This window comes from Kosakonia sp. S42, assembly GCF_016624785.1.
In the GTDB taxonomy this organism is placed as follows: domain Bacteria; phylum Pseudomonadota; class Gammaproteobacteria; order Enterobacterales; family Enterobacteriaceae; genus Kosakonia; species Kosakonia cowanii.
Window position 1 is genome coordinate 72,694 of the sequence record NZ_JACVTW010000006.1, and the last position, 20,866, is coordinate 93,559.

Annotated in this window: 20 protein-coding genes; 6 read left to right on the forward strand and 14 right to left on the reverse strand. The window is 55.5% G+C overall.

Annotated features, from left to right (window positions below; genetic code table 11):
- Nucleotides 1–6: 6 nt before the first annotated feature.
- From IAE50_RS10065 to IAE50_RS10080, 4 genes are all read right to left on the reverse strand, one after another.
- Nucleotides 7–768 carry an alpha/beta fold hydrolase gene (locus tag IAE50_RS10065; protein WP_200580183.1) on the reverse strand — a complete coding sequence of 254 codons (762 nt, stop codon included), beginning with the start codon at nucleotides 766–768 and terminating at the stop codon, nucleotides 7–9.
- 65 nt (nucleotides 769–833) lie between these two features.
- Complete coding sequence (locus IAE50_RS10070) at nucleotides 834–1,007, reverse strand: GhoT/OrtT family toxin (protein WP_076769866.1); 174 nt, start codon at nucleotides 1,005–1,007, stop codon at nucleotides 834–836.
- Nucleotides 1,008–1,111: 104 nt separating this feature from the next.
- Nucleotides 1,112–1,285: a GhoT/OrtT family toxin gene (locus IAE50_RS10075; RefSeq protein ID WP_071789450.1), complete on the reverse strand. Its 174-nt coding sequence runs from the start codon at nucleotides 1,283–1,285 to the stop codon at nucleotides 1,112–1,114.
- A gap of 198 nt (nucleotides 1,286–1,483) precedes the next feature.
- Nucleotides 1,484–1,729 carry a hypothetical protein gene (locus IAE50_RS10080; protein ID WP_232045496.1) on the reverse strand — a complete coding sequence of 82 codons (246 nt, stop codon included), beginning with the start codon at nucleotides 1,727–1,729 and terminating at the stop codon, nucleotides 1,484–1,486.
- 256 nt (nucleotides 1,730–1,985) lie between these two features.
- Between IAE50_RS10080 and IAE50_RS10085 the strand changes: the two genes are divergently transcribed.
- Nucleotides 1,986–2,441 (forward strand): hypothetical protein, encoded by a 456-nt coding sequence (locus IAE50_RS10085; protein ID WP_232044980.1) that lies wholly within the window; start codon nucleotides 1,986–1,988, stop codon nucleotides 2,439–2,441.
- Between the two features lie 44 nt (nucleotides 2,442–2,485).
- Here IAE50_RS10085 and IAE50_RS10090 read toward each other — a convergent pair whose 3' ends face one another.
- The 4 genes from IAE50_RS10090 to IAE50_RS10105 form a co-directional block, all read right to left on the reverse strand.
- A complete protein-coding gene (locus IAE50_RS10090) occupies nucleotides 2,486–2,683 on the reverse strand; it encodes a hypothetical protein (RefSeq protein WP_054803609.1) in 198 nt (65 codons plus the stop codon).
- 193 nt (nucleotides 2,684–2,876) lie between these two features.
- Complete coding sequence (locus IAE50_RS10095) at nucleotides 2,877–4,148, reverse strand: phosphatase PAP2 family protein (RefSeq protein ID WP_200580185.1); 1,272 nt, start codon at nucleotides 4,146–4,148, stop codon at nucleotides 2,877–2,879.
- A 284-nt stretch (nucleotides 4,149–4,432) separates the two neighbouring features.
- Nucleotides 4,433–5,857, reverse strand: a complete 1,425-nt coding sequence (gene patD, locus IAE50_RS10100) for an aminobutyraldehyde dehydrogenase (protein ID WP_200580186.1) — start codon at nucleotides 5,855–5,857, stop codon at nucleotides 4,433–4,435.
- A 163-nt stretch (nucleotides 5,858–6,020) separates the two neighbouring features.
- Nucleotides 6,021–7,427 carry a PLP-dependent aminotransferase family protein gene (locus IAE50_RS10105; RefSeq protein ID WP_200580187.1) on the reverse strand — a complete coding sequence of 469 codons (1,407 nt, stop codon included), beginning with the start codon at nucleotides 7,425–7,427 and terminating at the stop codon, nucleotides 6,021–6,023.
- 271 nt (nucleotides 7,428–7,698) lie between these two features.
- Here IAE50_RS10105 and IAE50_RS10110 point away from each other — a divergent pair, with 271 nt between their 5' ends.
- From IAE50_RS10110 to IAE50_RS10120, 3 genes are read left to right on the forward strand one after another with little or no spacing between them, the layout of a single operon-like run.
- Entirely contained in the window at nucleotides 7,699–9,099 is a 1,401-nt protein-coding gene (locus IAE50_RS10110) for a cytochrome ubiquinol oxidase subunit I (RefSeq protein ID WP_200133559.1), read from the forward strand.
- Nucleotides 9,099–10,109: a cytochrome d ubiquinol oxidase subunit II gene (gene cydB / locus IAE50_RS10115; protein ID WP_042718231.1), complete on the forward strand. Its 1,011-nt coding sequence runs from the start codon at nucleotides 9,099–9,101 to the stop codon at nucleotides 10,107–10,109. Before IAE50_RS10110 ends, cydB begins: the two co-directional genes overlap by 1 nt.
- The gene (locus IAE50_RS10120) at nucleotides 10,109–10,237 is read left to right on the forward strand and encodes a DUF2474 domain-containing protein (RefSeq protein ID WP_023478887.1); all 129 of its coding nucleotides are present in this window, start codon (nucleotides 10,109–10,111) and stop codon (nucleotides 10,235–10,237) included. Before cydB ends, IAE50_RS10120 begins: the two co-directional genes overlap by 1 nt.
- Before the next feature lie 253 nt (nucleotides 10,238–10,490).
- Here the strand turns inward: IAE50_RS10120 and IAE50_RS10125 are convergent, their stop codons facing one another.
- Nucleotides 10,491–11,171, reverse strand: coding sequence for a nitroreductase (locus IAE50_RS10125; RefSeq protein ID WP_200133560.1), 681 nt, complete (start codon nucleotides 11,169–11,171; stop codon nucleotides 10,491–10,493).
- A gap of 96 nt (nucleotides 11,172–11,267) precedes the next feature.
- Here IAE50_RS10125 and IAE50_RS10130 point away from each other — a divergent pair, with 96 nt between their 5' ends.
- The gene (locus IAE50_RS10130; protein ID WP_200580188.1) at nucleotides 11,268–12,209 is read left to right on the forward strand and encodes a LysR family transcriptional regulator; all 942 of its coding nucleotides are present in this window, start codon (nucleotides 11,268–11,270) and stop codon (nucleotides 12,207–12,209) included.
- Between the two features lie 33 nt (nucleotides 12,210–12,242).
- Here IAE50_RS10130 and IAE50_RS10135 read toward each other — a convergent pair whose 3' ends face one another.
- The 5 genes from IAE50_RS10135 to IAE50_RS10155 all read right to left on the reverse strand — a co-directional run bounded on the left by IAE50_RS10135 (nucleotide 12,243) and on the right by IAE50_RS10155 (nucleotide 19,406).
- A complete protein-coding gene (locus IAE50_RS10135; protein WP_200580189.1) occupies nucleotides 12,243–14,201 on the reverse strand; it encodes a U32 family peptidase in 1,959 nt (652 codons plus the stop codon).
- 192 nt (nucleotides 14,202–14,393) lie between these two features.
- Nucleotides 14,394–14,966, reverse strand: coding sequence for a helix-turn-helix domain-containing protein (locus tag IAE50_RS10140; RefSeq protein ID WP_200580190.1), 573 nt, complete (start codon nucleotides 14,964–14,966; stop codon nucleotides 14,394–14,396).
- 63 nt (nucleotides 14,967–15,029) lie between these two features.
- On the reverse strand, nucleotides 15,030–15,926 hold the full coding sequence (gene araC / locus IAE50_RS10145; protein WP_232044977.1) for an arabinose operon transcriptional regulator AraC: 897 nt from the start codon (nucleotides 15,924–15,926) through the stop codon (nucleotides 15,030–15,032).
- A gap of 64 nt (nucleotides 15,927–15,990) precedes the next feature.
- The gene (locus tag IAE50_RS10150) at nucleotides 15,991–17,370 is read right to left on the reverse strand and encodes an MFS transporter (protein ID WP_200133563.1); all 1,380 of its coding nucleotides are present in this window, start codon (nucleotides 17,368–17,370) and stop codon (nucleotides 15,991–15,993) included.
- On the reverse strand, nucleotides 17,367–19,406 hold the full coding sequence (locus IAE50_RS10155; RefSeq protein ID WP_200580242.1) for a beta-galactosidase: 2,040 nt from the start codon (nucleotides 19,404–19,406) through the stop codon (nucleotides 17,367–17,369). The genes IAE50_RS10150 and IAE50_RS10155 overlap by 4 nt, the downstream gene beginning before the upstream one ends.
- A gap of 216 nt (nucleotides 19,407–19,622) precedes the next feature.
- Between IAE50_RS10155 and IAE50_RS10160 the strand changes: the two genes are divergently transcribed.
- Nucleotides 19,623–20,807, forward strand: a complete 1,185-nt coding sequence (locus tag IAE50_RS10160; RefSeq protein ID WP_200580191.1) for a benzoate/H(+) symporter BenE family transporter — start codon at nucleotides 19,623–19,625, stop codon at nucleotides 20,805–20,807.
- The last annotated feature ends 59 nt before the right edge of the window (nucleotides 20,808–20,866 follow it).

Genomic DNA, 20,866 nt, shown 5'->3' on the forward strand with positions numbered 1-20,866 from the left:
GGTTTTTTATTCGTGCTGCGCGATAAACGACCCTATCGCCTGCGCCAGCGCCGCTGGCTGCTCCCATGACATGGAATGCCCGGCGTCGGCGATAATCCGCAGATCGATCCCCTGCTGGCGGACTTCATCGGCGTCTTTATCCGGCAGCGAGTGTGCGCCGAAAATCAGCGTCTTCGGGCGCGGCAGGTCGGCAAACAGGCTCATCCAGCCGGGCGTGATGCCCTCAACCAGGCTTTTCGCTTCCCGCCACATCGCCCAGGGCGCCGTGCTCTGCAAACTGCCCGCCCACGGCGAGGTCTCCCGCGCCAGCATCGCCGCATAGCCGCAGGTGACAAAATCCCCTTCGTCCATGCTTGCCACCTCGCGGCTGAACTGCCCGCCGCCGGGGTAAAAATTAGGCTCGGAAACCGCAAGACCATTAAGACGTGCGTTAACTTGTGAGGCGACCTCAATGGCAATGCTGCCGCCCATGCTGTGACCGTAGAGCCAGAAGGCATCCAGGCCAAGATGATCGAGCACTTCCACTACCACGTTTGCCTGATCGGTGGTGCGATAGGCGTAGCTGGCGGGTCTTTCACTGTAGCCGCTGCCGGGCAGATCGATAAGTACGGCGCGACGTCCGGCGAGTGCCGGGTCGGTAATAATGCGTGGATATTCAAAGGATGATGCGCAGCCCAGGCCGTGAATAAAGACCACCGGGTCGCCTTCGCCCGGTAAGGCGTGCCAGCGAACGCGGCACTGCGCGTGGTGTGAATTGAGTTCGTCCATTTGCTCCCCCTCTTGCGTGATACTGGTATTTTATACAGCATTTCAGCGCAAGATTGCGAGCGAATTCAAAAGAGTGAAATAAGGAGCGCCACCGGGAAGCTGATCGGCCATGTTGCACCGACTAATAGCGCGCTCAATAAGCGCATGGTGCGCCTCTCTTTGGTGAGAAACCAGGTGACAAGCGCGCAAATCGTCGCCATTACCCCGTAAAAAATCAGCAGTTTTGTGTAGAGGTCCATCCGCTTTCTCCTGTCCATAGGCCAACGTGCAGTGCCTATGCTGCTCTCTTTCTTGCCCGCATGCTGTCGGGGCGGTCACGCTTTGCTTTAGCAGCAGGCAGAGATCAGAAAATGGAGAACAGCAGCGCGACCGGAAAGCTCATCGGCCAGGTGGAACCGACCAGAAAAGCACTCAGCAGGCGGATGCGTTTACGATCGTGCGACAGAAACCAGGTGATAAAGGCGCAGATCAAGGCCATGACACAATAGAACACCAACATTTTTTGGTATAACGACATAACAAGCATTAACCCAGAAGTAACAAAACGTGCGCAATATGCTCTTTTAATTGACCTTTATCAAGTTTAAATAGTTTCTCAAAACAGGCCATATGCCGCATTTTTGATCTAACGGGCTGAATCTATTCATAAACGTCCGCCGGGAGTAATCCTTGATGGGGAGGGTAAACGCAGCGCCAGCGGACGTCTCTTTTCTGATTATTGTTGGCGCTCGCGCCACGCTTTAATCATCTCCTTTGTCACTTCATTGGCGTAACAGATGGGCGCATAACCCCCTGCTTTGCTCCAGGCACTGCGCCGCCCGCACGAACTGCCGTTTCGCGCACGGTTAAACGGACAGGCGCAAGTGCCCGGATACTCGGCGATAGACTCTTCAATAATTGCCTGTTTGACCTGCGCGTCACTCAGCGTCGGACCTTTTGCCACCCCTTGCGGTGCAATCATCACGCTGGCAGCCACAATAACGCCTGCTAACCACGTCGCTATTTTCATTTTTTTATCCCGTGAAGGTATGAATCACAAAACTATTCTTATTATTCCTGCTCAATATTGATTAAAAACAACTCAGCTTATTCAGATGCATTTCTGCATGAGATTTAACTTAAGTCTGATTATTAATATCGAAAGGCAGTAATTAAGTGCTGCTATATTTGGCGAGCCAGAATCTTCTCTGTTATTGTTTTTAACAGGCAAAGAAAAGGTGAAACAAGGTAAGTTTATGCAGAAATATGACGATCTGTGGCAAGCCATTGAAGTTCGGGTACGTGAAAATAATGACATCACGCTTAACGATTGGACCACGGATAGCGTGCGGGGCCATGCCGCGAGGCAGCGCATTGCGCAAATATTTATCCTCGAAGTCCTGCTGGCGCGCCATCGTGACAAGTATGCCAGTAACTTTGTTCCCCTTGCCGGTGAGGAGGCGCTCTACCATCTCATCTTCAAACGCACCGGCTGGAAGCCGTTTGAAGTGAAACAGCTCTCCTTTATCGATACGCTGTTTGTGCTGGCCGAGCTGTTCCGCGACGAAAACTTACCGACAGAAGTCCGCGCCGTACTGCGCTCGCAGGGCATTAAAGATGAGGCGCTACCTACCTACGATTTTTCAGAGAAGGATTGGGCACCGCGCGAAAACGAGGTGTTTCTGCGCCGTTAAGCTATGCGATAAAAAAGGGGCTCAGTTGAGCCCCTTTTTTTTTATTACTGTGCCGCTACACTACACTCCATTGTTAGCGCGAGCGGCGCACGGGCAAAATAAAACTCCTCTCCTTCACACCAGTAGCTTTCAATCGGCATTGCGCCATATGAGAGTGTTGAAGAGATAGTTGTGTCGCCGTCATCCACCGTCAAAAACTCGGCAGCCCGCCCGGGAATCAGTACGACTACGATTTTACTCATTATGATTTAATTCCCCTGCCTGATTATTCAAAAAGCCAGCTATTATTACCGCTTTTTGTGACGGGGTAATGACATTATTTGTAAGTAATTTACTGCCGTCCCTGGCGACGATAAATATTAATTTTTGATTATCAGGCGCGTTTAGCTTCTGACAACAATACGGTGCCGGCCGTGCCAGAACCGTTGCGAAAACTTACTTCGCTTTATGCGCCATCGCATAGGCTTCTGGCAGGTTCAGACGTTGCCAGAAGTTCTGATCGGCGGTTTCGCCAGACAGCGGATAACCACCCGGCAGTGCCGTTTTCACCATCAGGTCACGACGTGCGGACGCCGACAGATTCGGTAACGCCACCTCCAGCAGCACTTCCGCCCCTTCCGGTACTTTCACCGGTTGCACGTTGCCTTTTTGCTGCGGAAGATCGTAGGTCATGGTGAAGCGGTAAAACTCTTTCATCGCCGGGTCACGATACGGATCATCTTTGCCAGCCGTTCTCGCGCACTCTGCCAGGGAGGTGCCGCACTCTTTTTCCAGTGCCGTACGCAGTTGATCGCGCGCTTCGTTAAACAACTTACGATAAGCCGGGTCATTGAGGTAATGCGCCACGTTACGCTGGGCCACCATTCTTGAGCCCATCACATCCAGCGGATAGTGCACGCCCAGCACGATGCGTGAATAGCCATAGCGCGCGCCGCGCTCTACCAGCGAGTCAAAGCGTTCCGGGATCATCTCCGCCATCAGCAGAGAATCGGTGTAACCGGTATTGGTATGACCGCTTGGGAAGGAGCCGCCGTCGGCCGAGTATGGTTTGTTATCCTTCACTACCACATCATCCGGGACCTGGTGAATGGTATTGCCCTGAATCAGAAATGGACGTTTGTAGTCAAAGTGCTTCTTCGCCGCGCCGGTGCTGACTTCGCTGGTTTTGATCAGCGCCGCGGCTTTGCTTAATTCGCCTTTATCATAGGCGGCGATAAACGCTTTACCCAGACGAGGACCGAGCGCGTCAGAGAGAAAATAGAGGTAGCTGATACCTTCAGCATCCGCCAGCGCCTGATGGCGCAGCCCTTGGGTAGCATCGAGGTTAATCGTCTCAACAGTTTTCAGGTTCTGATCCAGCACCGGTGCAGGAAGCTTGCTGAACGCGGAGAGCAGTTCAATGCCCGCCTTTTGGTTGTCTTTCACTTTGAAATCATAACCGCTGGCTTTCAGCCAGGCGGTATCGGCCTGTTTTGCGCTTTGCGCCGCTTTCTCCAGTTGTCCACGATCCACTTTTGCACCGTCGCCTTTCAGCGCGTCGCGCAGCGCGGACAGAGACTGGCTCTCCAGGTCATCAAATGCCTGGCTTACCGACGCCGGCGTAGTGGTATTTGCAATGTCGCGTGCAACAGTCAAAGGGACATCTTTCGCCATCGCCTGATGAGCAAGCAGCAGGGAAGCGGTTAACAGCGTCATACGGGCTTTCATTTTTTATCCTTTTATTCAAACAATAACCTTGCCTGCGCATGACGCTAGTCCTGTAAATTGACGCTTTTGTGACACGGAGACACTTTGAAACGTTTTATGGGAACCTGATACAAGCGCACCGGCCAGGCATTTTCATGCCCGATTTTTTGTCTAACCCAGCCGCTGCGTCCCTGTTCACACATCTCCCTATCCCAACAGTAACTTTGAATTCACTGCCCTATCCGTGCTCCAAAAGAAAGTGGCTGCAACACAATAATCTTGCATTACAGTCACTTAAACCTTTCTCAGTGTTTTATCATCACATGCCGAACCACCGTGTAATCCTCCAGCCCGTAAATCGACATATCTTTGCCATAGCCGGAGTGTTTTTGTCCGCCGTGCGGCATTTCGCTGACCAGCATAAAGTGGGTGTTGACCCAGGTGCAGCCATACTGTAGCCGTGCGCTGATGCGGTGCGCGCGTCCAACATCTTTGGTCCATACCGATGAGGCGAGGCCGTAGTTCGAATCGTTGGCCCAGCCGAGCACCTGCGCTTCGTCATCAAACTCTGTAACGCTGACTACCGGGCCAAACACTTCGCGCTGCACGATGGCATCTTCTTGCTTTGCCCCGGCCAGCAAGGTTGGCTGATAGTAATAACCCGCGCCCGGCTGCTTGTTGCCGCCGGTCACCACTTTGATATGCCCGAGCGCCTTCGCCTCGTCGACGGCGCGCGCTACGCGATCAAGGTGCGCCTGGGAGCTGAGCGGACCAAGCTCGGTGGACTCATCATTCGGCTCGCCCATCTTGAGGCTGGCGACGGCGGCGCCGAGTTTCTCAACCAGCGCATCATAAATGCCCTTTTGCGCATAGATGCGGCACGCAGCGGTGCAATCCTGCCCGGCATTGTAGAAACCAAAGGTGCGCACCACTTCGACCACCGCATCGAGATCGGCATCATCAAACACAATCACCGGCGCTTTGCCGCCGAGCTCCATATGGGTGCGCTTAATCGAGGAAGCGGTATGGGAGATGATGTGCTCACCGGTGGCAATCGAGCCGGTCAGCGAGACCATGCGCACCTTGTGATGGCCGGTTAAGCGATCGCCGACGCTCTGCCCGCGGCCAAACAGCACATTTAATACGCCCGCCGGGAAGATGCCTTGCGCTAGCTCCGCCAGCTTCAGCAGGGTCAGCGGTGTAATTTCGGAGGGTTTGATTACCACGCAGTTTCCCGCCGCCAGCGCCGGGGCGAGTTTCCATGCCGCCATCATCAGCGGGTAGTTCCACGGTGCAATAGAGGCCACCACGCCTAATGGATCGCGGCGAATCATTGAGGTGTGGCCCTCCAGATATTCGCCCGCCGCCAGCCCGTTCAGGCAGCGCGCGGCACCGGCGAAGAAGCGGAATACATCCACCACCGCCGGAAGTTCATCATTTAATACGCAGTGCAGTGGCTTACCGCAGTTGAGCGATTCGAGGCGCGCGAACATCTCGTCGTTATCCTCAATCACCTGCGCCAGTTGCAGCAGCGCATCGGCTCGCGCTTTTGGCGTGGTCTGCCCCCACTCGGCAAAGGCCCGGTCTGCTGCCTCGACGGCTGCGTCGACCTGCGCGTGTGACGCTTCGGCGATCGACAGCAGCACCTCGCCGGTGGCGGGATTATAGACCGCCTGCTCTTCACCTTCGCCGTTAACCAGTTCGCCATTAATAAACAGTTGATGTTGCATCGCGTTCCCTCTGCCCGGTCAATAAGTCTGTTTACGGATTAGCCGCAAGGCCCCCACGCTATTAAAAATAGACGGCGCGCAGAGAGAACGGGTGGGCAGCCAGTGCTGAACTGTGTTGCTATTCACATTTCCTATGAATAGCGCTCAGCGCAGCGGCAAAAGGTTATTGCATCATCTGGCGTATCAGTTCGCCGAGGCGCATCGCCGCCCGCTCCTCTTTCTCGCCCCACGCCCAGGCACAGTTAAAGCGAAAGAAGGAGATCCAGTTATCGGAGGTGGAAAACATCTTGCCCGGCGCGATGCTGATGTGGTGCGCCAGCGCCTGCTGGCTGAGCACGCCCGCATCCAGGCCGTTCGGCAACTCGAGCCATAAAAAATAGCCGCTCTCGTTGCGGTAGATTTTCACCTCCGGCGGCAGATGGCGCAGCAGCGCCTGCCAGGCGAGATGCTTGCGCTCCGCCAGCTGGCGACGTAAGCGGCGCAGGTGTGCGTCGTAGTGATGGGTGGAGAGATAATCAACCAGCGCCAGCTGTAGCGGCGAACTGGTGGATAAGGTGCTCATTAATTGCAGCTGCTGAATGCGCCGCGCGTGACGCCCGGCCGCTACCCAGCCGACGCGAAACCCGGCGACAAGGCATTTGGAAAAAGAGGAACAGTGCAGAGTCATATCCTGCTTATCCCAGGCTTTGGCGGGCAGCGGCTGTTCGCGACCATAATAGAGCTCGCTGTAGACATCATCTTCAATCAGCGTGACGTTGTGCGCGGTCAGCAACTCGACCAGCCGCGCCTTCTTCTCCGGGCTGAGGGTGAAGCCGAGCGGGTTCTGGCTGTTGGTCATCAGCCAGCAGGCTTTCACCGGGTATTCGGTCAGCGCCTGCTCAAGCGCGTCGAGATCGATGCCCACTTTCACATCCGTCGGTACCGAGAGCGCTTTCAGTTTCAGCCGCTCCAGCGCCTGTAGCGCGCCATAAAAACAGGGGCTTTCAATGATCACCCAGTCGCCCGGCTCGGTGACGGCCTGCAGGCTGAGGTTTAGCGCCTCGAGGGCACCGGCGGTAATCACAATCTCATCCGGCGAGATATTCATTCCCTGGCGGGCGTAACGCCGGGCGATAGCATGGCGTAACTGGCTGTTGCCCGGCGGCAGGTTCTCAATCACGCTCATTGCTCCCGCACTCTTGCTTACCTTTGCCAGCGAGCGGTTAAGCTGTGGCATCGGAAAGAGTTTCGGATCGGGAAACGCGGAGCCAAACGGCAGCACAGAGGCATCACAGCTCGCCTGCAAGACATCAAATATATAGGTGTTGATATCCACCGCTTCGTCACGCATTACCTGCGGCGCAGGCGCGCGCGTCATGCCTGGCGTCGGCGCGACAAAATAGCCCGACTGCGGGCGCGCAATCACCCGCCCCTGGCTCTCGAGCAGCTGATAGGCATGCCCGACGGTCATAAAACTCAGCCCGCTGCTCGCCACCTGTTCACGCAGCGAGGGCAGCTTTTCACCCGGCCGCCAGACGCCAAGTTCAATTTGTTCAACGATTTGCTGCGCCAGGCGCTGATATTTTTTCATGGTTGTTCACGTGACCGAAGAGTACGTCATGATGGCACGCTAATGGCGATCTCGCTATATCAGTTTAGAAAAAGTGCGCAATGCGTCGAACTGTTATAGACAGTTACAACCATGACTTTCTGGTGAATATTTCCCGTTTCGCCTGGACTATCCTGCAACCTGCCGTACCCTTGTAAAGGACTGTTATATGTAAATTGCTGTCAACTGTCTCTGCAAGTCGGCGGGCGTAGTCATTAACATTGACGCCACACCATTGATTCTGAGGATGTGCATGTTTGGTTTAGATGCGTTTTACCTGGCGAGGATACAGTTCGCCTTCACCGTTTCGTTCCATATTATCTTTCCGGCGATAACCATTGGCCTTGCCAGTTATCTCGCGGTGCTGGAAGGTCTGTGGCTGAAAACCCGGAACCCGGACTGGAAAACCCTTTACCACTTCTGGTCGAAGATCTTTGCCGTTAACTTCGGCATGGGGGTAGTTTCTGGTCTGGTGATGGCCTATCAGTTCGGCACCAACTGGAGCGGATTTTCGCAATTTGCGGGCAGCATTACCGGCCCGCTGCTCACCTATGAGGTGTTAACCGCCTTCTTCCTTGAAGCAGGTTTCCTTGGCGTCATGCTGTTTGGCTGGAATAAAGTCGGCCCCGGTCTGCACTTTTTCTCCACCTGTATGGTGGCGCTCGGCACGCTGATGTCGACCTTCTGGATCCTCGCATCCAACAGCTGGATGCATACCCCGCAGGGCTTTGCCATTGAGAATGGTCAGGTGATCCCGGTGGATTGGTTTAAGGTGGTCTTTAACCCCTCCTTCCCTTACCGCCTGTTCCATATGTCGATTGCCGCCTTCCTCAGCAGCGCGCTGTTTGTCGGTGCTTCTGCGGCCTGGCACCTGCTGCGCGGTAACAATACGCCGGCGATCCGCAAAATGTTCTCCATGGCAATGTGGATGGCGCTGGTTGTGGCACCGATTCAGGCGATGGTCGGCGATATGCACGGCCTGAATACGCTTGAGCATCAGCCAGCGAAGATTGCCGCTATTGAAGGCCACTGGGAGAACCCGCCGGGTGAAGCGACGCCGCTGCTGCTGTTTGGCCTGCCGGATATGGAGCAGGAGCGCACTCGCTACGCGGTGGAGATCCCGGCGCTCGGCAGCCTGATCCTGACTCACAGCCTCGATAAGCAGGTCCCGGCGCTGAAAGAGTTCCCCAAAGATGAGCGTCCCTATTCGCCGATCGTCTTCTGGTCCTTCCGCATTATGGTGGCGCTGGGCATGCTGATGATTGGTCTTGGCGTGATGGCGCTGTGGCTGCGTTATCGCAAGCGGCTGTATGCGTCGCGGCCGTTCCTGCACTTTGCCCTCTGGATGGGGCCTGCGGGGCTGATCGCCATTCTTGCCGGGTGGGTGACCACCGAAGTGGGCCGCCAGCCGTGGGTGGTTTATGGCCTGCTGCGCACCGCCGATGCGGTTTCCGGTCACGGCGATTTGCAGATGAGCCTCAGCCTGCTGGCCTTCTTTATCGTCTACTGCTCGGTGTTTGGCGTCGGCTATCTCTATATGGTGCGTTTGATCACCAAAGGGCCGCAGCCGCACGATGAAAACGCCACGCAGGGCACTCCGGCACGTCCGCTTTCAGCGGCAGGTGAACATCTTCCGGCTGATGAGGATAAATAATGGGTATCGATCTTCCGTTAATTTGGTTTGTCATTATCGTCTTTGCGACCCTGATGTATATCGTGATGGATGGTTTTGACCTGGGCATCGGCATCCTCTTCCCGGTGACGCGCGACGGCCACGATCGCGATGTGATGGTCAACAGCGTTGCACCGGTGTGGGATGGGAACGAAACCTGGTTAGTGCTGGGCGGTGCGGGGCTGTTTGGCGCTTTTCCGCTGGCCTATGCGGTTATCACCGACGCGCTGACCATTCCGCTGACGCTGATGCTGATTGGCCTGATCTTCCGCGGCGTGGCCTTTGAGTTCCGCTTTAAAGCGACTGAAGCGCACCGTCCCTTCTGGGATAAAGCCTTCTTGTCCGGCTCGCTGCTGGCGACCTTCTCGCAGGGCGTGGTGGTTGGCGCGTTTATCAATGGCTTTAAAGTGACTGGCCGCACTTTCAGCGGCGGCGCGCTCGACTGGCTGACGCCGTTTAACCTCTTCTGCGGCCTTGGCCTGGTGATCGCGTATGCGTTGCTGGGGGCAAGCTGGCTGGTGATGAAGAGCGGCGAACCGCTACAGGGCAAGATGCGCGCGGCGGCGAAAAAACTGCTGCTGGCGTTACTGGTGGTGATGGGCGTTATCAGCCTGTGGACGCCGCTCTCTCACGGTGCGATTGCCGATCGCTGGTTCAGCATGCCGAACCTGCTCTTCTTCTCGCCGGTGCCGCTGCTGGTGATTGCGCTCAGCATCTGGCTCTGGCGCTGCCTCGGCAATGAAGAGGTACACAGACGCCCGTTCCTGCTGACGCTCGGGTTAATTTTCCTCGGCTTTAGCGGCCTTGGGATCAGTATCTGGCCCAACATTATCCCGCCGGATATCAGCTTCTGGCAGGCGGCGGCACCGCCGCAGAGCCAGGGCTTTATGCTGGTTGGCGCGCTGTTGATCATCCCTATCATTCTGGTTTACACCTTCTGGAGCTACTACGTGTTCCGCGGCAAAATCCAGCATGGCGAGGGGTATCATTGATGAAACAACCGCTATGGAAACGGCTGATGTGGCTGGTCGTCATCTGGGGCGGAAGCGTACTGGCGCTGGCTGCCGTCAGCATGGTGTTCCGGCTGTTGATGTCAGCCGCCGGGTTTAAGTCCCATTAAGATCAAAGGCCGGAAACAGGTTAATGTTTCCGGCCTTTTTTATCGCTTTTTTTGCCGGATGGCGGCTCCGCCTTATCCGGCCTACGCGGACCGAGCGGTGTTGTAGGCCGGATAAGCGTAAGCGCCATCCGACAGATTGTTTCCGGCCTTTTGTATGGTTTTTCTGCCGGATGGCGGCTCCGCCTTATCCGGCCTACGCGAACCGAACGATGTTGTAGGCGGATAAGCGCGAGCGCCATCCGGCAAATAACCGCTACTTGTGCATCACCACACTGCTTTCCACCGGTATGCGCGGCATGCGCAGCGTCGCGGCGATATTGCTGGTGTCGGCGTAACCAAACGAGATACCAAACAACAGGCGGTACTCATCTGATACCCCCAACGCTTCACGCACCAGATCGGCATGAAAACCGAGCAGCGTCTGCGGAATACCGGCAAAGCCGCGGGCGGCTAAAGAGAGCAAAAAGGTCTGCCCGTACATGCCCATATCCGACGCCACGCGAACGTTATCGCCAACGGTCGGCATAAACAGAAACGCCGCGTGCGGCGCATCGAAAAAGCGATAGTTGCGCAGGTAGTATTCACGGCGCTTCTCTTTATCATCCCGCGCAATGCCCAGCGCTTCGTAATAGAGCTTCGCCTGCTGCTGGCTGCGGTCAAAATAGTCGCCGTGGAAATCCTCATAGGCGAAGGTGAAATCCGGCGTCTGTTTACCGGCAATATCATTCTCAATCATTAGCTGCGCAAGGCGATCTTTGGTTTCACCGGAAACCACATGCACATGCCAGGGCTGGGTGTTGCAGTTGGAGGGCGCGTATTGCGCATCCTGCAGAACGGCGTGGATCTGCTCATCCGTCAACGGCGTGGGCAAAAAGGCGCGTACCGAGGTGCGCTGGCGGACGGTTTCATCGAAAGCTAAAACAGGCGTACTCATAAATAGTCTCCGTGCTGAGTGTTGGCGTATCTTAACGATGAACTTCGTGCGTAAAAACACTACAATGCGCCATGGACCTTTGCGGATTACGCACAGATGAAAAACCTCAGCCAGATTAGCGCCCGATCGATGCACCTCTTTCTTGCCATCGTGCGTGAAGGCAATCTCTCGGAAGTGGCCCGCAACGAGGGGCTTGCCGCCTCGTCCTTATCGCGCGTGGTGCAGCAACTTGAGCAGGCGCTGGAAACCCAGTTGCTCTATCGCAACACCCGCGCGGTGATCGCCACCGACGCCGGGCATATTTATGCCCAGACCTTCCGCACGATGTTGCAGCAACTGAGCGATGCGCAGACGCAGGTCGGCGAGCGGCGCGGCGAACCGGGCGGCCGTATCCGCATCAATGCCCCCATCTCCTTTGGCCTGAACCATATCGGGCCACGCATCAGTGAACTGAGCGAGCGCTACGCCGCCCTGCAAATTGAGCTCAATCTTAACGATGACTATATCGACCCCTTTGCCGACGGCACCGATCTGCTGGTGCGTATCGCCTCGCTGAAAAACTCGGAGCTGCACGGGCGGCTGATTGCAAAGCAGACCTGCCACCTGGTGGCGACGCCGAACTATCTCCGCCGCTACGGCGCGCCCGCCTCGCCCGAGGATCTGCTGACGCACCGCCTGCTGGCCTATCGCGGGAAAACCGGCTTGCAGCGCTGGCGCTTTCAGCGCGGCGAGCAGGATTACGCCTTCTCGCCGCAGGCGAAAATTCTCTCGGATAATGCGGAGCTGCTGTTGCAGGCGGCGCGCAACGACGCGGGAATGCTGCTCTTTCCTGACTGGCAGGTGGGCGAGTTGCTTAATCGCGGCGAGCTGGTTGCCCTGCTGCCGGAGTACACTGCTTCCTATTCGCCGGGTGAGCAGTCGCTGTGGATGCTCTATCCGGGCGGGAAATACCCGTCGCTGAATACACGCACGGTGATCGACTTTCTGCTGGCGAGTTTCGGCTCGCCGCCCTACTGGCGCTACACCTCAACGCCATAAACAAAACAGGGTGGCATTGCGCCACCCTGCGGGTTATCTGTTTTTCGGTAAGGTTTTCAGCAGATCATCGGGGCTGATTGAGGCCACCACGCTGCCCGGCAGCGGCATCTTGAGGATGTGGTTTTTCATCTTGCCGATCACGTGCATTTCACACGGGCGGCAATCGAAGCGCAGGGTTAACACCTCATCGCCGTGTACCAGTTGCATCGGCGTCGCGCGCCAACTCTTGATATTGCCCTTCGCCTGTTTCGGACAGAGGTTAAAGGCAAAGCGCAGGCAGTGTTTGGTGATCATCACCGGTACTTCGCCCTTCTCTTCGTGAGCTTCATACGCCGCGTCAATCAGCTGCACGCCATAGCGGTGATAGAATTCACGCGCTTTATGGTTGTAAACGTTGGCGAGGAACGAGAGATGGGTTTCCGGGTAGACCGGCGCGGGCGTCGCCACTGCTTTACGGCTGCCACGCTGATAGTTTGCCAGACGTGCCTCTTCCAGCATCTCCACCGTTTCGCGGCGCAGCTGGTTGAGCAGGCTGTTGGGCACAAACAGCGCCCCCGGCAGGTTGATGTCGATCTTCTGCGCGTAGTAACGGGTTTGCCCCAGCTTCGCCAGGCCATCTTTCAAGTTATCGAGCGCTTTTTCCTCGTTATTAGCTTCATCGAACTGGCCATCCAGCGTATGAGTCACGCTGACGCCATCTTCGCTGGTCAGCGTCAGCACCAGCTGCTCCTGCCAGCCGCCCAGCTCAATATCAACGCCGATGCGCCGCTCGCTGGAGGTTTTCAGCAGCGCCTGCTGCCAGTTGTGATCGAGGTTGCGGTTGAGCGCGTGGTGCGGACGCAGTGTTTTCAGCGCATCCGGCATCTCGTTCGGGAAGACGCGGTAACGGTTTTCGGCGGTTTTTTCTGCCACGTTAACGCGGAAACCAACCACTTCACGCTTCACCAGCACGTTCAGCCCGTCGCCGTTGGCCAGCGGTTCGGTCACTTCCACGTCGAGATGATCTTTGCCCACTTTCAGCACTTCACCCACCGGCAGGCCGACAAACTTCGGTGAGTCAAACGCGCCGATATCGATTTTGCGCGCGTTAACAAAGTAGTCGGTGCTGCCGCGATGGAAGGTTTTATCCGTCGAAGGAATAAAGAAGTGCTCGGTGCGCCCGGCGGAGGCGCGCGCCAGCTCCGGGCGATCGTCGATAATCGCGTCGAGCATCTGGCGATAGTGAGCGGTGATGTTTTTCACGTAGCTCATATCTTTGTAACGCCCCTCAATTTTGAAGGAGCGCACGCCCGCGTCGATCAGCGCCGCCAGGTTAGCGGTCTGATCGTTATCTTTCATCGACAGCAGATGCTTTTCATAGGCCACGACGCGGCCCTGATCGTCTTTCAGGGTGTAAGGCAGACGGCAGGCCTGCGAGCAGTCGCCACGGTTGGCGCTGCGCCCGGTTTGTGCGTGGGAGATGTTGCACTGCCCGGAGTAGGCCACGCAGAGCGCACCGTGAATAAAGAACTCAATGGTCGCGTCCGTCGCCTGGTGAATGGCGCGGATCTGCTCAAGGTTCAGCTCGCGCGCCAGCACAATCTGGCTGAAGCCGACGTCAGAGAGGAATTTGGCTTTTTCAACGCTGCGGATATCGCACTGGGTGCTGGCATGCAACTCAATCGGCGGGATATCCATCTCCAGCACGCCCATATCCTGCACAATCAGCGCATCAACACCGGCCTGGTAGAGATCGCCGATCAGTTTCTGCGCCGGTTCCAGTTCATCATCATGAAGAATGGTGTTGAGGGTGATAAACACCTTCGCGCCATAGCGATGGGCGAACGGCACCAGTTCGGCAATATCGCGCAGGCTGTTGCCAGCGTTATGGCGGGCGCCGAAGCCGGGGCCGCCAATATAGACCGCGTCCGCGCCGTGAAGGATCGCTTCACGGGCGATGGCAGTGTCGCGAGCCGGGCTGAGCAGTTCAAGATGATGAGGGTGCAGGCGCATACAATCGTCGTTATCCATTATGTGCAAAATGGCGGCTATTGTAGTCAGAACCGGGGCGTTACACCACCTGTCGTGCCGGGAATTTGCGCCAGGCGACAATGCTATGCCGAAATCGCTATTTCCCCCGGCGGCGCTGGCGCGATAGTGTGGTGACAGGAACAGAAATCGTCACGTTGTGGATGTTATGGGGTATTAATCGTCGTCGTTTTTTGCCGCGGGTTCGCTCGCGGCTTTTTCTTTTGGATAGTGGATTAACGAGTGAAAATGTACGGTTTGCGCGCTGCTGTTGCGATAAGCATGCGCCTGGTCGGCCGCGAAACGCACCCCGCTCCCCGCCTCCAGCGTCTGCCACTCGCCGTTAAGCTGCATATCCAGCACCCCATTGATGACCACCACATGTTCAATCACCCCTTTTTCATGAGGCGTGGATTCACTCAGCGCGCCGGGCGCAAGCGTAATGGAGAAGAGATCAAAATGGAGCTGTTCATCCCACGGGAAAAGCGGCGTGATTACCATCGCCTGCCGATCGGGATCGTAAGCGTGCGGCGTGTCGCTCTGCGGCGGCGCAATAAAGGTTGAGAACGGCACATTTAAGCCGGTGGCGATTTTCCACAGCGTCGCCACCGTCGGGCTCGACTCGTTGCGTTCGATCTGCCCGAGCATCGCTTTTGATACGCCGGTCTCTTCTGCGAGTTTTGAAAGGCTCCAGCCCCGCGCCTGACGCAGCATTTTCAGGGTTTTTGCCAGATAATCCGCGATATTCATACCGTCTCCGGGAAATTAAAACGCAGCGAGTATAGCGCAGCGTTTCTATTTTAGAGAGCGAAACTAAAGCGAATGTAACTGCTCATACCGTTTGCGGTATTCCCGCGGCCCGACATGGTATTGCTGATGAAAAAGACGCGAAAAATAGAGCGCGTCGTCATAGCCCACGACCTGGGCGATTTGCGAAATAGTCAGCTGCGTATGCTGTAATAACATCGCTGCCCGGCTCATGCGCTGCTTTTCCCGCCAGCCCCAAATTGTCATGCCAATTTCCTGACGAAAAAGATGCGCCAGCCGCGAGGATGAAAGATAGGCTTTCGCCGCCAGTTCGCTAATCGTCAGTTTAGCCGCCAGATTCTCATCAAGATATTGGCAAATAGCGTTGATGCGCGGGTCAACCGAGGCGCGATTACTCGCCGGTTGCTGTTTGAAACAGTAAAGCAGCGCTTTCTCCAGGCTATTCATGGCGAGGATCTTATCCACGCGGTCTGGCGAGGAATTAAGCCGAATCACCTCTTTCACCGCTGTTTTTAGCTGCTCGACGAAAATCGAATCGGCGCTTTGCGTCAGGCCAATCTGATGCCAGTTACGATCCCATTTCAGCCAGTCAATCCAGTAAGGCCGTGGAATAAAATAGATCCACAAATGATCCCAGTAAGTGCTTTGCGCTTCACGGCCATAGTGATGCGGGCAACCGGGAGGGAAAAGCAAAATATCGTTCTCCCGGCAGATAAACGTCTCGTTATTACGGTGAATTACCCCTGCGCCACGCAGGGTAATATTTAAAATATAGCCTTTCATCCCCTGCTGGCGGTTAATAAAAAAGTCCAGCTTATTGCCTTTGACGATAGGCGTATAACCCGCCACCAGATAGGCGTTAAAGGTAAAGCTACGCATTAAAGGCGAGTAGATCAGCAATTCATCATCGACGTCATTCATGGGAAGTGTTTGCGGCCACATTATTGAACGTCCTTACGCTAGCACAGGCAAAGAGGAAAAGCCGCAGCCGCCTGCGGCGAGTCATTTATTTGGCGAATACACCACGCGAGAGATCGGCCGCCACGCGGTCATAAAAACCATCCAGTTTATAAAACCAGATCAGCACCATATTCACCATGGCGAGGATAAACGGGAAGAAAATAAACAAGAACTCAATCATATCAAGCACATGTTTTGACTGTTGGACGTTGCCGCCGCTGACGAAACCAGCCGCGCCAAGGATCCAGCCCACGCTCGCGCTGCCCAGCCCCATGCCGAGCGTCTGGCCTAACGTTCCGGCGCTGAATAAGATCCCCTCGATGCGCAGCCCGGTTTTCCACTCGCCGTAATCAATGGTGTCAGCAAGGAAGGCGAACATCGTGGCACCAATGCCGCAAAAACCGATGCTGCGCACCACGGTGGCAAGAATGACAAATAGCGAGCTGGTTTTATCAATTAACGGCAGTAAATAGGCAATGCTGCAAATGGTCAGCCCGAGCAGCGCTAAATTGCGTTTACCCAGCCGCTTGATGAGATAAGGAATAACCAATAGCGTGATCAGCCCCGGCAGGTATTGCGCCACGCTAATCCACGACATCATTGAGACATCCTGCAAAATATAGCGTGAGTAGTAGACGCTGGTGGTCGAGAGCGCCGTTAAGCTGGTAAAGGTGATCAGCAGGTAAAAGAAGATCATCAGCCAGTAGCGGTTTTTCAGCATCGAGGCGGCGACGACCCCCGTACGGATATTGTTGCGATTCTCCTTATTGACCGGTTTGATGCGCTCCCGTGTCCAGGCGGCGGTTAATAACAGGCACAACGCAGTAAAGAAACCAAAAATGGCGAACACAATTACCCATGAGGTGTGGCTATTTCCAAAGGCAGCGACCAGCGGCAGCGTAAATGCGCCTACCGTCAGCGAACCGCAGGTTGATAAGCCTTTGCGGAAGACGCTCAAAATACCGCGCTGATAGGTATCGCGGGTTATCAACGCCAGCAGCGAGCCATAGGCAATATTGTTGGCGGTGAAAAAGATGTTCGCCAGCAAATAGGTGACGCAAACATAGATAATCTTGCCGCTATCACTGATGCCGGGCACCGTCGCCATTAAAAATGCTGACAACCCAAATGGTACGGCGGTCCATAACACCCACGGGCGCGCTTTACCCAGCCGGGTATCGGTTTTATCGATGCGGATCCCGACAAAGACACAAATAACGCCATCGATAACGCGGGCGAAAAACATCAGCGACCCGACCAGCACCGCTGAAATACCGACCACGTCGGTATAAAAATAGGCGAGGAACGTCACCATTAGCGTATAGGTTAAATTCGTGCCGTAATCACCCAGGCCAAAGGCGAAACGTTCGCGAAAACCGGGCGTGCTGGTCTCGCTTTGCTGCTCTTCAATCGTTAATGCACTCATTTTGTACTCTCCACGAGAATAATTTGCACATCCCAATCCTTGAGCGTTATTACCTCATTCTGCCTGAGGGTTTTACCGCTAAACAGCAGTTGCCCGCCGGGCTCAGTAAACGTGACGGTTTGCGGCTCACTACTGTAGTTGAAGTAGTAGAGGAGGATATTTTCATCTTTATCAACGCCGCGCTTAATAATCACCGGGAAGGTTTCTGTCGGCATAGCGTCGTGTTGATAGAGGGTATTACGCAGGACATGGCGATACACTTTTTCCAGTGCTGCGGGGGTGATATGGCAGCCAATATAGCTGGCGGTTCCCTGCCCGTAGCGGTTGTGCGTGATTGCCGCATACTGTTGCCAGTAAGGATGGTCGTAACGCGCCAGCACCTCGGTGTTTTCATCAGGGGTGATTAACTCCATCCAGTCGCTGATTTGCACCTCGTCGGCAGAAAGATCGAGGCTATCTGAATGCAATAAGGTGCGGTCCGGATCAACAAAGAGTTGATAGTGGGCACCAATCGCTTCGCTGATAATTCCCGGCTGTGCGCAGGTGCGCACTTTCATATGCTCGTCGGCAAAAGCGGATTTAAAGGAGAAAATGGCATGGCCGCCCTGCGCAATATAACGATTAATCTGCTGTAAGCGCTCGTCGCTGACGCTATATAGCAGCGGGAAGATCAGCATTTCATAACGGAACAGGCGCGGATCGTCGACGGCGATAATATCCACTTCGATATTCATCTTATAGAGCGTGTCGTAATAGTCGCGGAACAGGTCGTTATATTGGTGCAGCGCATCGCGGTTAAACTGATGGCCGTGGTATGGGTGCCAGTCGATAGCGGTTAAACATTCATTACTGATCACCAGCGCCACCCGGCTGCGGCGTGAGAAACGCGTTACGGTTGCCGCGTGCTGGTTAAACTCGGCGCCGATCGTGCAGGCCTCATGATAGACCGGGTTGGGTTGCAGATCGTGGCTGAGCAACCCTTTCCAGTACGTTTCGTATGAGTTGTGAATCGAGTGCCAGTGCCAGTAACCCAGCAGCCTTGCACCGCTGGCAACATGGCTCCAGGCCTGCTGGCGCAGCTGCCCCGGGAAAGGCGTCCACTCTTTAAAGGCCTGCGCCTGGGTTTCCAGCACAAAATAGGGCTGATCTTTTGTCACTCGCGCAAGATCGCCGGTAAAAGAAATTTCCGCGCCGGTGAGTTGAAACTGGCTCGGGTGATAGACATCCACGCCGGTAATATCCAGCACGCTGGCGGTTTTAAAATGGTCGACCTCGGCGCGAATACCATACGACCAGTTGCGCCAGTCAAAATCAAAGTTATGGGTAATAAACTGCGTATCGTTTTTATAGCCTTTCACAATCTCTGCCTGCCAGCCGAGAAAACGCGTCACCAGCGAACGCTGAAATTGTTTAAAGGCGCAGCCGAGGCTGGCATTAATCGTCCCTTCAATTGGCGGAAAATCTTCCCAGGCATCAATGCGATTACTCCAGTAATCCAGCCCAAAAGCGTGATTCATCTCCTGCGTACTGTTGTTGAACTCTTTTTTAAGGTATTTCACGAACTCGATTTGCGCCCCGGCTGAGCAGGTATCGTAATATTTCGTTTCGTTGTCGATTTGAAAGCCAATGACTGCCGGATGGTTCGCCGTTGCCGTTAATAAGGCGCGAATAATGCGCTCGGCATACCATAAAAACGCGGGGTGAGTAATATCCATCTTTTGCCGGTGACCGTAGACATTTTTCCCGCTACTGGTGGTGGCCATCACATCCGGATATTTTTTTGCCAGCCATGCCGGTAAGGCATAGGTCGGCGTGCCGATAATCACAGCAATACCGTTTTTATGCATTTCATCCAGTACCGTAAGCACCGAACTGAAATCAAACTCCCCTTCCTGCGGCTCAAACGTGCTCCAGGTGCTCTCGGCGATGCGCACATAATTAATACCCGCCTCTTTCATCAATTTAATATCTTCGTGCAGGCGTTCCATCGGCAAATATTCGCGGTAATAGGCGGCACCAAACAGTAATTTATCCATCATCTTCTCCTCATTGTTACCGGAAACATAACGCAGAAAATTCCGGGGCGGATGAAATTAGCTGCTAGCAACATTGAGAAATCTGCTATCGCCATCAGGAGCAGAGATGGCTCACATTTTTACCTCTGGCGCATAGACAAAATCCTGCCCGCCATCTTGTGCGCTATAGCGCACGGTGCTACCTTGTGTGGATGTTATAACGCACAAGGCACCCACATGCGCCCGGCCACACTCTCACTCTCCTCCTTTCTTCCCTTTAACACGCTACTGGCGGGATTTGTCGCCGTGCTGGTCGGTTATGCCAGCTCGGCAGCCATTATCTGGCAGGCGGCCTCCGCTGCCGGGGCAACGCCTGAGCAGATCGCTGGCTGGATGACCGCCCTCGGCGTGGCAATGGGTGTCAGCACGCTGGTGCTGAGCGTCTGGTATCGCATGCCGGTGTTAACCGCATGGTCGACGCCGGGCGCAGCGCTGCTGGCAACCAGTTTGCAGGGTGTTTCACTTAATGAGGCGGTTGGCATCTTTATCTTTGCCAATGGGCTGATTGTGCTCTGCGGCGTGACTGGCCTGTTCGCCCGCCTGATGAAAGTTATTCCGCCGACGCTTGCCGCTGCGATGCTGGCGGGCATCCTGCTGCGCTTTGGTTTGCAGGCGTTTTCCCACCTTCAGGGAGATATTGTGCTTGGCGGATCGATGCTGCTGGCGTGGCTTATCGCCAAAGCCATTGCGCCGCGCTACGCGATTGTCGCCACGCTGCTGATTGGCGCATTGGTTGCATGGCTAAGCGGGGACGTGACGCCGCAGGCCATCAGCCTTGCTCCCGTTGCGCCACAGTTTACCGCGCCGGTGTTTCACTGGGCATCGCTGGTAAGCATTGGCCTGCCCCTCTTTCTGGTCACCATGGCCTCACAAAATGCACCCGGTTTCGCCACCATGCAGGCCGCAGGCTTCAGGCCCTCGGTATCACCGTTGATGATCTTTATCGGCGTGCTGGCGCTGCTGCTCTCGCCGTTTGGTGTCTTTTCGGTGTCGATCGCCGCCATTACCGCGGCGATCTGCCAAAGCCCGGATGCGCATCCCGATGCCAGCAAGCGCTGGTTAGCCGCCGCGGCTGCCGGGGTGTTCTATCTGCTTGCCGGAGTATTTGGCGGCTCGATTACCGGGCTGCTGGCGGCGTTGCCCGCAAGCTGGTTGCAGATGCTGGCAGGCCTTGCGCTGCTCGGCACCATCAGCGGCAGCCTGCACCAGGCGCTGAACGCTCCGCGCGAACGCGATGCGGCAATTGTCACCTTCTTAATCACTGCCAGCGGCATTACCTTGCTCGGTCTGGGATCGGCCTTCTGGGGGCTGGTTATCGGCGGTCTCTGCTACTTCATCTTCAGTCGTGTGCATAAAACCTGAGCAACGAAACAGGTGACTTTTTAATCACTCCTGATCATAATTCGTACAGAGGCATTCCG

Excerpts from the sequence above, each read along its gene's own strand:
- IAE50_RS10150 (WP_200133563.1), bottom strand. The coding sequence starts at position 17,370 with ATGAGTGCATTAACGATTGAAGAGCAGCAAAGCGAGACCAGCACGCCC.
- IAE50_RS10075 (WP_071789450.1), bottom strand. The coding sequence starts at position 1,285 with ATGTCGTTATACCAAAAAATGTTGGTGTTCTATTGTGTCATGGCCTTG.
- IAE50_RS10105 (WP_200580187.1), bottom strand. The coding sequence starts at position 7,427 with ATGAAAAAATATCAGCGCCTGGCGCAGCAAATCGTTGAACAAATTGAA.
- IAE50_RS10160 (WP_200580191.1), top strand. The coding sequence starts at position 19,623 with ATGCGCCCGGCCACACTCTCACTCTCCTCCTTTCTTCCCTTTAACACG.
- IAE50_RS10090 (WP_054803609.1), bottom strand. The coding sequence starts at position 2,683 with ATGAGTAAAATCGTAGTCGTACTGATTCCCGGGCGGGCTGCCGAGTTT.
- IAE50_RS10070 (WP_076769866.1), bottom strand. The coding sequence starts at position 1,007 with ATGGACCTCTACACAAAACTGCTGATTTTTTACGGGGTAATGGCGACG.
- IAE50_RS10095 (WP_200580185.1), bottom strand. The coding sequence starts at position 4,148 with ATGAAAGCCCGTATGACGCTGTTAACCGCTTCCCTGCTGCTTGCTCAT.
- araC (WP_232044977.1), bottom strand. The coding sequence starts at position 15,926 with ATGTGGCCGCAAACACTTCCCATGAATGACGTCGATGATGAATTGCTG.
- cydB (WP_042718231.1), top strand. The coding sequence starts at position 9,099 with ATGGGTATCGATCTTCCGTTAATTTGGTTTGTCATTATCGTCTTTGCG.
- patD (WP_200580186.1), bottom strand. The coding sequence starts at position 5,857 with ATGCAACATCAACTGTTTATTAATGGCGAACTGGTTAACGGCGAAGGT.
- IAE50_RS10155 (WP_200580242.1), bottom strand. The coding sequence starts at position 19,406 with ATGGATAAATTACTGTTTGGTGCCGCCTATTACCGCGAATATTTGCCG.
- IAE50_RS10140 (WP_200580190.1), bottom strand. The coding sequence starts at position 14,966 with ATGAATATCGCGGATTATCTGGCAAAAACCCTGAAAATGCTGCGTCAG.
- IAE50_RS10125 (WP_200133560.1), bottom strand. The coding sequence starts at position 11,171 with ATGAGTACGCCTGTTTTAGCTTTCGATGAAACCGTCCGCCAGCGCACC.
- IAE50_RS10110 (WP_200133559.1), top strand. The coding sequence starts at position 7,699 with ATGTTTGGTTTAGATGCGTTTTACCTGGCGAGGATACAGTTCGCCTTC.
- IAE50_RS10130 (WP_200580188.1), top strand. The coding sequence starts at position 11,268 with ATGAAAAACCTCAGCCAGATTAGCGCCCGATCGATGCACCTCTTTCTT.
- IAE50_RS10065 (WP_200580183.1), bottom strand. The coding sequence starts at position 768 with ATGGACGAACTCAATTCACACCACGCGCAGTGCCGCGTTCGCTGGCAC.
- IAE50_RS10080 (WP_232045496.1), bottom strand. The coding sequence starts at position 1,729 with ATGATTGCACCGCAAGGGGTGGCAAAAGGTCCGACGCTGAGTGACGCG.
- IAE50_RS10120 (WP_023478887.1), top strand. The coding sequence starts at position 10,109 with ATGAAACAACCGCTATGGAAACGGCTGATGTGGCTGGTCGTCATCTGG.
- IAE50_RS10135 (WP_200580189.1), bottom strand. The coding sequence starts at position 14,201 with ATGCGCCTGCACCCTCATCATCTTGAACTGCTCAGCCCGGCTCGCGAC.